At 35.4% G+C, this 16,787-nt stretch carries 7 protein-coding genes; 5 read left to right on the forward strand and 2 right to left on the reverse strand.

The features are described from left to right. Positions 1-14 precede the first annotated feature (14 nt). Entirely contained in the window at positions 15-6,260 is a 6,246-nt protein-coding gene (locus tag ACSVH2_RS01410) for a fibronectin type III domain-containing protein (protein ID WP_438091376.1), read from the reverse strand. Between the two features lie 190 nt (positions 6,261-6,450). Between ACSVH2_RS01410 and hflX the strand changes: the two genes are divergently transcribed. Next, entirely contained in the window at positions 6,451-7,671 is a 1,221-nt protein-coding gene (gene hflX, locus ACSVH2_RS01415) for a GTPase HflX (RefSeq protein WP_438091377.1), read from the forward strand. A gap of 10 nt (positions 7,672-7,681) precedes the next feature. On the opposite strand, the gene ACSVH2_RS01420 is transcribed toward hflX, so the two are convergent. Continuing rightward, positions 7,682-8,464: a THC0290_0291 family protein gene (locus tag ACSVH2_RS01420; RefSeq protein WP_438091378.1), complete on the reverse strand. Its 783-nt coding sequence runs from the start codon at positions 8,462-8,464 to the stop codon at positions 7,682-7,684. Between the two features lie 263 nt (positions 8,465-8,727). Between ACSVH2_RS01420 and gdhA the strand changes: the two genes are divergently transcribed. The 4 genes from gdhA (at position 8,728) to ileS (ending at position 16,776) form a co-directional block, all read left to right on the forward strand. Then, positions 8,728-10,071 (forward strand): NADP-specific glutamate dehydrogenase, encoded by a 1,344-nt coding sequence (gene gdhA, locus ACSVH2_RS01425; protein ID WP_438091379.1) that lies wholly within the window; start codon positions 8,728-8,730, stop codon positions 10,069-10,071. Positions 10,072-10,193: 122 nt separating this feature from the next. Then, positions 10,194-12,485: a two-component regulator propeller domain-containing protein gene (locus ACSVH2_RS01430; protein WP_438091380.1), complete on the forward strand. Its 2,292-nt coding sequence runs from the start codon at positions 10,194-10,196 to the stop codon at positions 12,483-12,485. Between the two features lie 38 nt (positions 12,486-12,523). Beyond that, entirely contained in the window at positions 12,524-13,237 is a 714-nt protein-coding gene (gene recO, locus ACSVH2_RS01435) for a DNA repair protein RecO (protein ID WP_438091381.1), read from the forward strand. A 122-nt stretch (positions 13,238-13,359) separates the two neighbouring features. Next, positions 13,360-16,776 carry an isoleucine--tRNA ligase gene (gene ileS, locus ACSVH2_RS01440; protein WP_438091382.1) on the forward strand — a complete coding sequence of 1,139 codons (3,417 nt, stop codon included), beginning with the start codon at positions 13,360-13,362 and terminating at the stop codon, positions 16,774-16,776. Positions 16,777-16,787: the final 11 nt, after the last annotated feature.

Genomic DNA, 16,787 nt, shown 5'->3' on the forward strand with positions numbered 1-16,787 from the left:
TGGAATGAAATTTATTATTGTGCTCTATTGATGTATATCCAACCTGTCTTGGTCTCACCATTATCGCGATTAATGACGTAATAATAAGTTCCATCCGGAAGTTCATCTCCTTTATCAGATTGTCCTCCCCATTGGTTCGTATAATTTTTATAACTATAAACCTTTTCTCCATATCTATTGAAGATACTTAAGTTCTTGACATTAAATCCTGTTAAGTCAAAAGTGTCATTTTTACCATCGTTATTTACAGAAATTCCTTTTTGTATTACACAAGCAACTGAATCTACTGATACTGGTAAAGAATTGCTAGAACAACCATCACTTGTAATGGATACAAAATAGCTACCAGTTTCAGTTACAGTAATACTTTGCGTATTTCCAATAATAAGTCCATTAGCATTTTGCCATGAATAAGTTACGGTTTCTGGATTGAATGAGTTAGCTACTGGTAAAGCAGTTAATACATAATTAACACTCTGACAACCTGATTCTACACTAATTTCAAATGGAGCAGTAATGGTAACCTGAGCTGTACTAGTGGCTTCTAATTGACAAAGTGATGGATTAGCCGCAATAAAATAAGTTATAGTATAATTCCCCGGACTACTTCCTGAAACAGTAATTACACCTGTATCAGGATTGATAGACAATCCTGCTGTTGATGAAAACACTCCTCCTAAAGTAAATCCTGTACTTAAAATAGGTTGTGCCAAATTATCGGCATAAAATGAGCATATGGGAGAAGAATAACTAAAAGTTGTTACTGGCGTAATCACAGGATTAATTGTGATTTCAGCAGTAGAACTTCCTCCAACTAAACATATTGATGGAATAGGCGCTACAGTGTATGTTACAGTATATGTTCCAGGTGTAGAATTTGCAAGATTAATTAAACCCGTAGAAGCATCTATTGATAATCCTGTTGTTGAGGAATAAACCCCATTTGGAGTAAATCCTGAAACTGTAATTGGTGTAGGATTAGTAGTTGCATTTTTACAAACTGGTGTTGTGTAACTAAACGTTAAAACTGTTGGTGTAACAGGAACTGGATTTATGGTAACAGTTACTGGTACAGATAGACATCCACTAGCTAAATCAAGAACAGTAACGGTATGATCACCAGGAAGCACATTATTGAAAATAGTGCCTGACTGATAAGTTCCATTATCTAAACTATACTGATAACCTGTTACAAGTGGAGTATAACTACCAACATTAGTATAATCTTGTGGATCAATAGCTGTCCAATCTGATGTATTCCAAGTTAAACTCGGAACTGTTGCTGTATTATTTCTTCTGTAAGTATATCCAGGTTGATTACTTGGAGTGAAAGCAACGCCATCAGTTCTTCCCCAATTATCAATTTCTACATCAGTACTTGTTGTAAGTCTTATGTTATCATCTGTATTTACGCCTCCACATGAAGCAAAAACTTGATTTGGAACAACTCCACCTTGATTTGTCACACTTCCAACTGCTACAACAAATGTACTATTGTTGTTTAGTATTCCAGTTAATTGATTATCACAAGAAGCTGTTGAGTTACCATTGTTATAAACTTTTAGTTTGTAATTGCTTAAATCTACAGCAGCTCCAGTTCCATTGAAAATCTCAATATAGGTTAATGAACCAACGTCCTCATCCGTCACCTCAGAAATAAATAAGTTAGATGGTAAACCTCCTCCTGTTCCCAGTGGAGCAGTTACCTCTATTGTTCCTGTTTGAACACTACAAGTTGTTTGTGTAACGTTCAATGTTGGTGTTGGTGCTATACCTATTGATACATTAAATGATTTCTCATTGGAACATCCATTGCTATTAGCATAAATGTAAACTGTTTGAGAACTAGTGATTGGCACATTTATATCCAATGGCGTTCCAACTCCTCCAGATTGTGAGTAGTAATTTCCTACTGTTAAAGCTGGAAGTGTATAAGAATTACAAACAGAAACGGGCGCTGGTTGAACTATGACAGGTGATGCTAAAATTTCAACTTGTGTAGTAGTTGTAAAAGCAGCACATCCTCCAAACGCTGGAATGGTGTAAGTAATCGTGTAAATTCCAGGAGTACTTGCGATAGGCAAAATTCCTCCAGTTACTTGATTAATTAATAATCCCGCTGGTGAAGCGGTATAAACTCCTCCTGTTGTTCCAGTTTGTGTCGGATTTTCAAATGAAGTTGAGCTATTACAATAGGTTGGTGAAGCATAGGCAATTGTAGCATTAGCTGCACCAGTAATGATAACTGTTCTAGTAGTTATAATTGAAGGTATGTTAGTACAAACTCCTGCAGTACTTGTTAGAGTAGTACTTGTCACAATATAAGCTCCAGGTGTACTTGCTGCTAAATCTATAACCCCTGTAACTGGATCAATTACTAATCCTGCAGTTGAAGTATAAGTCCCTGCCGCTGCTCCAGGAGCTAAAACAGGCGTTGGATTTGCACCACCGTTTTGACAATAATAGGTTTGCGGATAATTGAAAGTATTAATAGGGAAACATTCTGTAGTTCCACCGCCCGTGTTGGTTTGTGTAAAAGTAACTGTCCCTGCTTGATTTGAGAAATTAGTTATCATAATTACGTATACCTGACACAATTGAGCATTCGGAATACACATGATTTCTTGAGGAGCAATAGAGTAACTACAAGCGTGAATCGTTCCTGGACATCCTGTAGTAGGAGTTGGAATTGGATTAGCGGCTGGAAGTGGATTAGCAGGAACTCCAGAACAAGCAGCATTTAAATCTGTAAATGGTCCCCATGCCACATAATCAACATCTCTTGGCACACCATTATTGTCAACTTGTGAAATTAAATAACTCAAAGGTCCCGCTTGGTTTACTTGTAAAAAGAAAAAAGCAGGATTTGGCGAAGTAAATAAACATCCTATCTGTCCTAAACTAGGAACGTTTGTTGCATTAGCATACGTCACAGTCTGACCTGTACAAAATGCTGGTGCTTCTGTACAAGGAAGAGTTCCGATACATAAATTAAACGTTGTAAATTGTGGAACAGCAGTTGCAGAATATACTCTTATAAAATAGGTTGTTCCAGGTATTAAGTTTGCCCCGGAATTACATCCTACTTGGGTTAATGCGCCACAATCAGATCCTGAAAATATAGCATAGTTCAGTGTCGGAGCAGGTAATGAAACATTATTGAATGAAATAACATGAGTTACTGCTGTTGCGGTAAATGTAAACCAAACATCATCATTTGCAACTCCTGGACAAGTGGTTGTCGGTAATGAAGCAGTAGCACCAGATAAAGTTCCCGGTGTTGTTTGAACACAATTAAGATTTTGATTAACAATCGCAAAAGTAGCATTAGAACATTCATCATTTACTGGTAATGCTGCAAAATTTAATGCTGACCAAACACTAGAATCGGTACTTGAACATATTGCTCGTACATAAAAAACATAAGCAGTTCCAGCAGATAAACCTGAAGCTGTATATGGACTTGTTGCAGGGATTCCGTTAGTTGTTGGTACTGGTGAACCTGCTGGTAATATCAATACTTCCCATGCAGTTGCTAAGCTTCCATTTGGATTTAGAGGTTGTGTCCAATTTAGTATTGCAGAAGTTTGTGTAACGTTTGTTGCCGTAACTAATGTAGGTCGTGCACATGTTGGTGCTGGTGAACAAGTAATATTTGAAACCCAACCTGGATTGTTTACTGAACCGTCACTTCTGAAGACAAATGTTAAACACCCATCTGCAGCTGTTGATGTAAATGGTCCAGGAATTGTTGTCCCCCAATACGATCCTGCTAAACCACCAGGAACGTTTGCTGCAGGGTTTGCACTAGCAATTTGATTTGCAGGAACAACTCCGTTACCATCATATACATACAATCCATCCCAATTTGCTTCTGTGTTAAAAGAAGTGAAAGTTACTGTAACAATTTCACCAGGATTAGTTGGACAAATTATTGTTGTTGTATTTGAATTATTAGGATAATTGGCAGTTGGTCCACCAGCATCTACAAAGTTTCCTCCACACTCTGGTGGGGCAACTAATGTTGTAATTGTTCTTGGTCCCGACCATAAACTTACTCCATTAGATGTTGAACTACAATTACCTCTAACGTATAAATTATAACAGGTGGCAGGTACCAATCCAGTAAATGTATATGGATTTGTACTTGTCGCTATAAAACCAGTAGTAGAAGCATCTGGTGCTGGTGCAGTACAAGGTAAAGCAATAACTTCCCATGTAGTTGCCACTCCAACATTAGTCCAAGCCAAAGTGGCTGAATTAGAAGTTACAGCACTAGAAACTAATGTTGTTGGTTGTTGACAAACTGGTGGTGGTGCACAAGTAACATTTGCAACCCAACCCGGGTTGTTAACAGAACCATCACTTCTAAATACAAAGGTTAAACATCCATCGGCAGCAGAAGATGTAAATGGTCCAGGAATTGTGGTTCCCCAATACGAACCAGCTAAACCACCCGGAACGTTTGCTGCAGGGTTTGCACTGGCAATTAAATTGGCAGGGACAACTCCGTTACCATTATAAACGTATAATCCATCCCAATTAGCTTCTGTATTAAACGAGGTAAAAGTTACGGTAACTTTATCTCCAGAAACTGTTGGGCAAATTGTTGTTGTTGTATTTGAATTATTAGGATAATTGGCAGTTGGTCCTCCAGCATCTACAAAGTTTCCTCCACACTCTGGTGGTGCTACTTGTGTAGTTACCGATCTTGGTCCCGACCATAAACTCACTCCATTAGATGTAGAACTACAATTTCCTCTTACGTACAAATTATAACATGTAGCCGATGACAATCCAGTAAATGTATACGGATTTGTGCTTGTTGTTATAAAACCAGTTGTAGTTTCGTTAGGTGCTGGTGCAGTACACGGTAAAGCAATAACTTCCCATGTAGTTGCTACTCCAACATTAGTCCAAGCCAGTGTGGCTGAATTAGAAGTTACCGCACTCGATACTAATGTTGTTGGTTGTTGACACACTGGTGGTGGCGCACAAGTTATATTAGCAATCCAACCTGGATTGTTAACAGAACCATCACTTCTGAATACAAAAGTTAAACAGCCATCAGCCGCTGAAGATGAAAATGGTCCAGGAATTGTAGTTCCCCAATACGAACCAGCTAAACCACCCGGAACGTTTGCTGCAGGGTTTGCACTAGCAATTAAATTGGCTGGAACAACTCCATTGCCATTGTAAACATATAATCCATCAAAACTTGCTTCAGTATTAAATGCTGTAAAAGTTACGGTAACTTTATCTCCAGGAACTGTTGGACAAATTGTTGTTGTTGAATTTGAATTATTAGGATAATTGGCTGTTGTGCCTCCAGCATCTACAAAGTTTCCACCACATTCTGGTGGTGCTGTTCCTGTTGTGAAAGTTGCAGAAGCAACAGACCATTGGCTACTATACCCAGTATTACAAATAGCTCTAACATAAAATTTATAAGCAGTATTAGCAAGTAATCCCGTAACCACATAAGGTAAAGTTCCGTTATAAATAACCCCTGTTCCTGTTGGAGTTGCTGTAGCTAAAATAACTTCTATTTCCCATGAAGTTGCTCCACTCGGGTTAGCCCAATTTAGCGTGGCTCCATTTTGTGTTACAGCAGAGAAAGTTAAAGTTGTCGGATCTAAACATCGTTGAACTATGTTAACGTTATCAACTAACCATCTATCACCTGCACCATTAATACCTCCAGGAAGTTGAGTATGAACTCTAACAAATGAAACATAAACCTGCTGTGTGGCATATGCAGTTAAATCAACAATTTTTTCTTCGTAAACATTAAATGTAGTATTCAATGTGGTTTCATCCCATTGTTGAACCAGAGTATATGCGGCAGGATTAGTCTGAGATGCAGTTGCTGGCGCTACTCTAATTTGGTACAAAGTTCCTTGATTACCACTTGTAAAACTTCTTGCAAAAAAACGAAGTTGTCCATTTGCTGGAATTGTAACAAGTGGAGTAGCCAAATAGTCCTGAGATATCAGTCCTTCTGTCCCCAAATTTTCCCTATTTATGTACGCTGCATTATCACCTTGATAGGCGTTTGAAGGAGTTGCAACAGGAGCATTACCCCAACGTTGTGCTGTACCTACAGCATTATCAAATACAGCCCAATTTCCAGACCCAAGAGTCCAATTGGTAGATGGCAAAGCATCTGGTCCTGTTGTGTTTTCAAATCCTTCTGTTAACTGAGAATAACCAGTTATTGAAAAGAAAATGAATAACAATAATAGTGTAATTTTTTTCATGTAATGAAAATTTTAATTGTTTTGATTGTATTTTTTAGGATTTTGAATTCCAAATTTAGTAAAAATTCTGAATTAAGAAAGCATTAACATTTTTTTGTTTCAAAAATTAAATTTTAAAAATATTATATGTAAAAAAAATATTATTCTACTTAATTAACAAATCCGTATTTTTGTTGCTTAATAAAATGAAATGTTAGAAAAAGAAGTCATAAATTTCGAAAGGACAGTAATTGTTGGAATAATCACTCAGAATCAAAGCGAGGAAAAATTAAATGAATATCTGGATGAATTAGAATTCCTAACCTATACTGCCGGTGGACAAGTTATTAAAAGATTTTCTCAAAAACTTGAACGACCTAATCCAAAAACATTCCTTGGTACAGGTAAAATGGACGAAATTGGTGTTTATATCAAAGAAAAAGATATTTCAACCGTAATTTTTGATGATGAATTATCTCCTTCTCAACAGAAGAATATTTCAAAAATTTTGGATTGTAAAATCTTAGATAGAACCAATTTAATTCTTGATATTTTTGCACAAAGGGCAGAAACTTCGTATGCTAGAACTCAAGTTGAGTTAGCACAATGCCAATATTTACTTCCAAGACTTTCGGGAATGTGGACTCACTTAGAACGTCAAAAAGGAGGAATTGGACTTCGTGGTCCGGGTGAAACTGAAATCGAAACCGACAGAAGAATTGTTAGAGATAGAATTGCTTTACTAAAAGAAAAAATAAAAACCATCGATAAACAAATGTCTGTCCAAAGAGGCAATCGTGGCGCTATGGTTCGGGTGGCTTTAGTTGGTTATACCAATGTTGGGAAATCCACTTTAATGAATGTAATCAGTAAAAGTGAAGTTTTTGTAGAAAATAAATTATTTGCAACTTTGGACACGACCGTTCGTAAAGTGGTAATTAAAAATCTACCTTTTTTACTATCTGACACTGTTGGTTTTATTAGAAAATTACCTACTCAGCTTATTGAATCTTTCAAAAGCACACTTGATGAAGTTCGCGAAGCCGATTTATTGCTACATGTGGTGGATATATCACACCCTGACTTTGAAGAACACATTAATTCTGTTAATCAGATTTTACAAGACATAAAAAGTAATAACAAACCAGTAATAATGGTTTTTAATAAAATTGATGCTTACAAACACTTGGTTATTGATTCTGATGATTTAATTACCGAAAAAACATCCAAACATTTTACGTTAACAGAATTAAAAACAACTTGGATTAGTAAAGTAGGCGAAAAAAATGCACTATTCATTTCTGCAACTAACAAAGAAAATTTTGAGGAATTCAGAGAAAAAGTTTATGAGACAGTAAGAGAAATTCACGTAACTCGTTTTCCTTATAACAAATTTTTATATCCTGACTACAAAGATGCTGTAGAAGAATAAATACAAGTTACTACTGCAAATAATAGATATAACCAAAATTCAACCATACATTCCAATCATTGGCTTTATTTTCAGTATAAATAGTTGGATCAGGATTTAAACCATCTACCCAATTTGAAAAATAATATTGAAAACGCAAATCAATCATTAAATCAGAAAGCTCAGTTAATTTATAACGGGTTCCAACACTTCCAACAATAGACCAAACAGTTCCTCCTTGATTAGTAGTAGCATTGTAATATTTAATTGGAGTTGAAATAGGTGAATTCATTGGTCCAAGTAACGAATACGCTTCAGGATCGTAAAAACTAAATTGTCCACCTAAGCTTATAAAAGGTGCCCATGAACCTAGCGTTGCCGTAAAATCTCTAATACTTAGTGGAAAAAATTCTAGTTGCATCCCTATGTTTGTAACCGCAGTACTTCCTCTCATCGCTCTTAATTGATCAGCAAACAAAGAAGTTCTACTATCATCAACCCATTTACCAAAATGTTGTAACTCTGTTTTGTTGTATGACAATTCACTTCTCAACTTAAAGTGATCATTAAAATACGTTTCGGGAGTGTAACAATTACAATCTGCTTTATAGGAAAAATTTAAATAATGTATAATCCCTATACCATAACCCGTATTTCCAGCATTTGTAGAAAAATCGTGTCGTTCTCCATAATCCGATTGAAAAGCAACAGGTCCAACAATAACACCAATTTCATGTGAAAAACCAAACTGAGCATTTGCACTATTTGAAACACCAAATAATACAAGTAAGGTTATGATAAAAATTTTGGGCATTTGCATACTAATAAGTTCAATTAGCGACAAATATATAAAAACATCAATCAGTTGTAAAATAAAATAAAAAAATAGTTGAATTAATAGGCAAAAAAGCAAAGAAACTTTTAAAAGACAGCATATTATACAATCTTCTTTAATTTTTTTTGCCATTAAAATAAAAATTTCGAGAATTTTAAAAAATTTACACCCACATTTTTAATAAAATGTATATTTGTGCGATTTTACGAAAACGTTTTCTTAAAAAATAAATAGTGTAATTTATGTCACAAAGTATTAACGAATTTATCGAATTGGTTGCTAAAAGAAATGCTAACGAGCCTGAATTTATGCAAGCAGTTATGGAAGTTGCTGAAACAGTAATTCCTTTTATTGAACAAAATAAAAAATACCAAAACAAAATGCTTTTGGAAAGAATGGTTGAACCAGAACGAGTTATCATGTTCCGTGTAACTTGGATTGACGATGCTGGAAATACTCAAGTAAACCGTGGCTACAGAATTCAAATGAACTCTGCCATTGGTCCATACAAAGGTGGTATTCGTTTTCATCCTTCTGTAAATTTAAGTATTTTGAAATTCTTAGCTTTTGAGCAAACATTCAAAAACAGTTTAACAACATTACCAATGGGTGGTGGTAAAGGTGGTGCTGATTTTGATCCAAAAGGAAAATCAGATATCGAAATTATGAAATTCTGTCAAGCATTCATGACCGAATTATCCAAACATATTGGAGCTGATACAGACGTTCCTGCAGGTGATATTGGTGTTGGAGGAAGAGAAGTGGGTTACATGTTTGGTCAATACAAAAGATTAAGAAATGAATTCACAGGAGTTTTAACAGGAAAAGGAATTGCATTTGGAGGTTCATTAATCCGTCCAGAAGCAACAGGTTATGGCGATGTATATTTTGCTCAAAACATGTTGGCAACAAAAGGTGATAGTTTCACTGGTAAAACAGTTGTCGTTTCGGGTTCTGGAAACGTAGCTCAATATGCTGTTCAAAAAGCAACTGAACTTGGCGGAAAAGTTGTTACAGCTTCTGACTCTTCAGGATATATTCATGATGCTGACGGAATCAATGCTGAAAAATTAGCATACATCATGGAAATCAAAAATGTAAACTACGGAAGAATTTCAGATTATGTGACCAAATATCCAAACGCAAAATTTGTAGCAGGAAAACGTCCATGGGAAGTAAAATGTGATATTGCATTGCCTTGTGCTACTCAAAACGAATTAAATGGTGACGAAGCTAAAACACTTATTGCAAACGGATGTATTTGTGTGGCTGAAGGTGCAAACATGCCTTCCACTCCAGAAGCAATCACGGCATTTTTAGAAGCAAAAATACTTTTCGCTCCAGGAAAAGCGTCTAATGCTGGTGGAGTAGCTACTTCTGGTCTTGAAATGTCACAAAACTCTTTGCGTTTAAGCTGGACTTCAGAAGAAGTAGATCAACGATTAAAAGACATTATGGCAAACATTCATGCTGCATGTGTGAAATATGGAACTGATGAAAATGGTTTTACTGATTATGTAAAAGGAGCTAACATAGCTGGTTTCGTAAAAGTAGCCGATGCAATGCTAGCACAAGGAATAGTATAATTTAAAATACAACCAACCTAAACCAATAAAAATGTCTTCAGAAATGAGGGCATTTTTTTATGCCAAAATACCAAACCAATATTTTTTACGTTTGTACTATATTTGTATCTAATTATTTTCAGATGAAAAATTGGTTTATTTGGTTCTTACTATTCATTTTTAATTTTGGTTTTGCACAAGAAAACCAAAATTGGAAAGGCTATTTTTCATACAATCAAATCAAAGACATTTCGGAAGGAAGTAGTAAAATATATACCGCTGCAGAGAATGCATTATTTACCAAAAATATTTCCTCTAGTGAAATTCAAACCATTAACACCATTGATGGTTTATCTGGTCAAACTATTTCGGCGCTATACCACAGTGACACTTTCAACAAAACAATCGTGGGTTATGAAAATGGTTTAATGATCGTCATCAACGAAATTGATGGTTCCATGTTAAACGTGGTTGATATAATTAATAAAAATATCCCATCAAACATCAAGAAAATAAACCATTTCATGGAATATAACGGTGTTGTTTATGTTTCCTGTGATTTTGGAATTGTACAATACAAACTGGCAACACTAGAGTTTGGCGATACCTATTTTATAGGCCCAAGTGGTCAAGAGATAATAGTATATCAAACCACTATTTTCAACAATGACATTTATGCGGTGACGCAATATAATGGTATTAAAAAAGCCGCAATAAACAATCCTAACTTGATTGATTTTTCACAATGGCAAGTATTCGATAGTGGTTTTTGGAGCGGATTAGTTAATTTCAATAACCAACTTGTAGGCATGAATGCCAATAATAATATTTATAAACACAACGGAAGTTTTTTTGAACAAATTGGGGCTTTAGGAGAAGCTGGTATAGACATTCGAGCAACAACAAACTATTTAATTGTTACCTCTTTAAATAAGGTTTTAATTTACAATACATCTTTAAGTCAAATAATAACTATTCAAAGCTCTCAAGTAACTTCAATTCCAGTAACTTTCTCCTGCGCAACAGTCAGTAATGAAACCATTTTTATTGGTACTAATGAAAACGGCCTTCTGTCATCATCTATAAGCTCACCAACCTCTTTTGAATTCATTATGCCCGATGGTCCAACAAGAAATTACATATTTGCCATAGACGGTTCTTCTTCTAATCTTTGGGCAGTTTATGGTGGTTATGATGTGTTTTATAACCCATTTCTTTTTTATGAATTCAATTTAACAACTTTTGGAATAAGTAAATACAACGAAAATGGCTGGCTAAACATTCCCTATTCAGATATTTTAAACGCCAAATCATTAACTAAAGTAACCATAAATCCTAATGACGAAACTCAAGTATACATCAGTTCTTACGACAGCGGTTTATTAAAAATTGTGAATGACATACCCACAACTCTTTTCAACCAAACCAATAGCGGATTAGAGTCGTTATCTGGCTCACCCGATAACGGTATAAGAATAAATGGAACTGTATTTGACAGAAGTGGAAATCTTTGGGTAACCAATTCCAATATCAAAAATGAACTTAAAGTATTAAAAACTAGTGGTCAGTGGCAGTCTTTCAATATGGAAAATATTTTAGACAATTTTGCTTCTAGTCATTTAAATAAAATTGTGATAGACAGAAGTGGCACAAAATGGATTGCGACTTACCTTGATGGTGTCATTGCATTCAATGAAAATGCGAATATTTTTAAGAAAATTACAGAAGGTGTTGATTTAGGAAATCTTCCTTCAAGAGATGTAAGAGCAATTGCTATTGACAACCGAAACCAAGTTTGGATAGGAACTAACAAAGGTTTGAGAGTATTGCCAAGCACAGGAAGTTATAATGGTACAGATCAAATGAAAGCCAATCCTATTATTATTCTGGAAAATGGATTAGCACAAGAACTTTTATACGAACAGTTCATTACTGATATTGCGGTAAATGGTTCTAATCAAAAATGGATTGCCACTGCCGACTCTGGCGTTTTCCTTTTTTCATCAGATGGGCAAGAAACAATATATCATTTCACCAAAGACAACTCTCCTCTTCCAAGCAATGTAGTCAACGACGTTCATATAAATGCTACTACAGGCGAAGTTTTCTTTGCTACCGATAAAGGAATGGTTTCCTTTCAAGGCACATCTACAAAACCTGCAGAGAATTTACAAAACGTATATGTTTATCCTAATCCTGTTCGTCCAGAATTTGTGGGAACAGTAAAAATCGCTGGATTAATTTCAAAAGCCAATGTAAAAATTACAGACATCGAAGGGAACTTAGTTTACGAAACCACATCAGAAGGCGGAACCATTGAATGGGATACTACCGCTTTTGGAAAACACAAAGTAGCTTCAGGTGTTTATATGATTTTTATTGCCGCCGAAGATGCCTCTGAAACCGCCGTCAAAAAAGTAATGATTGTTCGATAATCTTCGTACTTAATAATTCGTAAATCATACTTTGTAAGATGCTGATAAAAACCAAAGCCATCGTTATTTCATCACTCAAATATCAGGAAAAAAGCTTGATAGTAAAGTGCTTTACGTTAAGCGATGGTTTGAAAAGTTATTTTGTACAAAGTGCTTTTTCTAGTCGTAAATCCAACCAAAAAATTGCCTATTTCCAACCTTTAACCATTCTTGAAATTGAAGCCAATCACAAGAATAAAGGCACACTCGAACATTTCAAAGAAATAAAATTAGCTTCGGCATATCATTCTTTAAACACCGATATTATTAAAAGCACTATCGTTATCTTTCTGTCCGAAATTTTGCATCATAGCATTCAAGAAGAAGAAAAAAACGAAAACTTATTCCTTTTCTTAGAATCTGCTTTGTTATGGCTCGATAACCATGAAGAAACTTCTAATTTCCACTTAATTCTAATGCTAGAAGTGACCAAATTCCTTGGTTTTTACCCTGATATTTCTGAAATAAACTATAACTATTTTGATATGAAAGAAGGTTATTTCATTCCATTTATAGGAACAAGTTGCCTTACTGAACACGAAACACATCTGTTTAAAAAACTTATCAATTTAAAATTTGATAGCGACCAAAAAGTATTTGCTGGAGTCGAACGCCAAATATTACTCAAAATACTACTTGACTATTACACCATACATCTTGCCGGATTCAGAAAACCAAAATCTTTGGAGGTTTTAAAAGAAGTTTTTGCATAAAAAATCAAAAAATCATAAGTCTTTCTTAATTTTTGGCAAAAGTCTATTCTCTTTTCTCTATTTTCTATTCTCTTTTATCAAAATTCCTTACTTTCGCAAACTGATTTAAGAAAACGACAAAAATGAGTACTAAGTTTACTGAATACAAAGGACTTGACTTGCCTACTGTGGCATCGGAAGTTCTTGATTTTTGGAAAAAAAATAACGTCTTTGAGCAAAGCGTCACTTCACGCGAAGGTGCCACTCCTTATGTGTTTTTTGAAGGTCCACCAAGTGCTAACGGTTTACCTGGAATTCATCACGTAATGGCGCGCGCGATTAAAGATATTTTTTGTCGTTATAAAACTCAAAAAGGTTTTCAAGTAAAACGTAAAGCAGGTTGGGATACACATGGTTTGCCAGTAGAATTGGGAACTGAAAAAGAATTAGGAATTACCAAAGAAGATATCGGGAAAACCATTTCCATCGAAGAATACAACGAAGCGTGTAAAAAAACAGTCATGCGTTATACTGACGTATGGAACGATTTGACCGAAAAAATGGGATATTGGGTAGATATGGAAAATCCGTATGTGACCTACAAATCCAAATACATGGAAAGCGTTTGGTGGTTACTAAAACAAATTTACAACAAAGACTTATTATACAAAGGGTACACCATTCAACCCTATTCTCCAAAAGCTGGAACCGGATTATCTTCCCACGAAGTGAATCAACCAGGAAGTTATAGAGATGTTACGGATACAACTGTTGTAGCCCAGTTTAAAATAAAACCCCTTTCTGAGCAATCTTTGGAAGTCTTCCCTTTTGGGGAAGATTTAGATGGGGCTTTTTTCTTGGCTTGGACCACAACTCCTTGGACTTTACCTTCAAACACTGCTTTAACGGTTGGTCCAAAAATCGATTATGTTTTGGTGGAAACTTTCAATCAATACACATATCGTCCAACTAAAGTCATTTTGGCTAAAAACCTTGTCGGAAAACAATTCGGAAAAGGATTTTTTGCTTCATCAGAACCTTCTGATTTTGAAAATTTCAAAGAAGGCGATAAAAATATTCCATACCAAATTCTAGCTGAATGTAAAGGTGCTGATTTAGTTGGAATTCGTTACGAACAATTGATGAAATTGGCTTTGCCATACCAAAATCCTGAAAATGCTTTTAGAGTGATTTCGGGTGATTTTGTTACAACTGAAGACGGAACTGGAATTGTTCACACAGCGCCAACTTTTGGAGCAGATGATGCAAAAGTTGCCAAAGAAGCAACGCCAGAAGTTCCACCAATGTTGGTTCTTGATGAAAACGAAAATCCTGTTCCTTTGGTTGATTTACAGGGTAAATTCATTCAAGGTTTAGGAAATTATTCTGGAAAATACGTTAAGAATGAATATTACAACGATGGTGAAGCTCCAGAACGCTCAGCCGATGTGGAGATTGCTATTCAATTAAAAGAAGAAAACAAGGCTTTCAAAGTCGAGAAATACGTGCACAGTTATCCTCATTGTTGGAGAACAGACAAACCCATTTTATATTATCCGTTAGATTCTTGGTTCATTAAAGTAACTGAAATCAAAGACAGAATGTTCGATTTGAACGAAACCATCAACTGGAAGCCAAAAGCAACAGGTGAAGGTCGTTTCGGAAATTGGTTAAAAAATGCCAACGATTGGAACTTGTCACGTTCAAGATATTGGGGAATTCCATTGCCAATTTGGAGAACCGAAGATGGAACGGAAGAAATGCTAATAGGTTCAGTAGAAGAATTGTATACTGAAATTGAAAAATCTATTGAAGCTGGTTTCCAATCAGCAAATCCATTCAAAGGTTTTGAGGTTGGGAATATGAGTGAGGAAAATTATGATTTGGTTGATTTACATAAAAATGTAGTGGACAATATCGTTTTGGTTTCGCCATCAGGAAAATTGATGAAGCGCGAAAGTGACTTAATTGACGTTTGGTTTGATTCTGGTGCAATGCCTTATGCTCAATGGCATTATCCATTTGAAAACGCAGCTTTAATTGACGAAAACAAAGCATTTCCTGCCGATTTTATTGCCGAAGGTGTGGATCAAACTCGTGGTTGGTTTTATACGTTACATGCCATCGGAACTTTAGTTTTTGACAAAATTGCGTATAAAAATGTAGTTTCAAACGGATTAGTTCTAGACAAAAACGGACAAAAAATGTCGAAACGTTTAGGAAACGCCGTTGATCCATTTACCACTTTGGCTGAATATGGTCCAGATGCAACGCGTTGGTACATGATATCCAATGCTAATCCTTGGGATAATTTGAAATTTGATATTGAAGGAGTTGCCGAAGTGCGTAGAAAATTCTTCGGAACTTTATACAATACCTATTCCTTCTTTAGTTTATATGCCAATATAGATAATTTTAATTATGCTGAAACCGAAATTCCACTAAACGAAAGACCAGAAATTGATCGTTGGATTTTATCAGAATTACACACTTTGATAAAAACAGTTGACGAAGCTTACGCTGATTACGAACCAACAAAAGCTGCTAGAGCAATTTCTGATTTTGTTCAGGAGAATTTGAGTAATTGGTATGTTCGTTTGTGCCGAAGACGTTTCTGGAAAGGCGAATATGGAACCGATAAAATTGCGGCTTATCAAACACTTTACACCTGTTTATTGAATGTGGCAAAATTGTCTGCACCAATTGCGCCATTCTTTATGGACAATCTTTACAGAGATTTAACGCAGGCAACACATTCGGAGAAATTTGAGTCTGTACATTTGGCAAAATTTCCAAATTCAGTTGAAAACTTTGTTGATAAATCGTTGGAGAGCAAAATGATGAAAGCACAGACCATTTCATCACTCGTTTTATCACTCCGAAAAAAGGAAATGATAAAAGTGCGTCAACCATTGCAAAAAGTAATGATACCAATACTTGACGAGAATCAAAGAGCTGAAATTGAGGCTGTTTCCGACCTAATAAAAGCCGAAGTAAACGTCAAAGAAATCGAACTTTTGGACGATGCATCGGGTGTTTTAGTGAAGCAAATTAAACCGAATTTTAAAGCGCTTGGACCACGTTTTGGAAAAGATATGGGATTGATTTCCAAAGAAATACAAAATTTTACTCCGGAACAAATCAACGAATTAGACACCAAAGGTGAGCTATCGCTTGTTATTTCAGGAAAAAGTATAATTTTATCACTAGAAGATGTGGAGATTTCTTCACAAGATATTCCGGGTTGGTTAGTAGCCAATGCAAATGGCATAACTGTTGCATTAGATATTACTTTAACACCCGAATTGAAAAATGAAGGAATTGCAAGAGAGTTGGTCAACAGAATTCAAAACCTTAGAAAAGACAGTGGATTTGAAGTAACCGATAAAATTAAAGTTCACATACAATACAATGAAATACTCGCGAAAGCGATACAAGAAAACGAAAATTACATAAAATCAGAAACATTAACCGAAACATTAGTTTTAGAAAATGAAGTAACAAATGGTTCTGAAATAGAGTTTGATGAGATAAAAACACGAATATTAATTTCTAAATAATTAAGAAAGAT

Source organism: Flavobacterium sp. RSB2_4_14 (assembly GCF_051547085.1).
In the GTDB taxonomy this organism is placed as follows: Bacteria; Bacteroidota; Bacteroidia; order Flavobacteriales; family Flavobacteriaceae; genus Flavobacterium.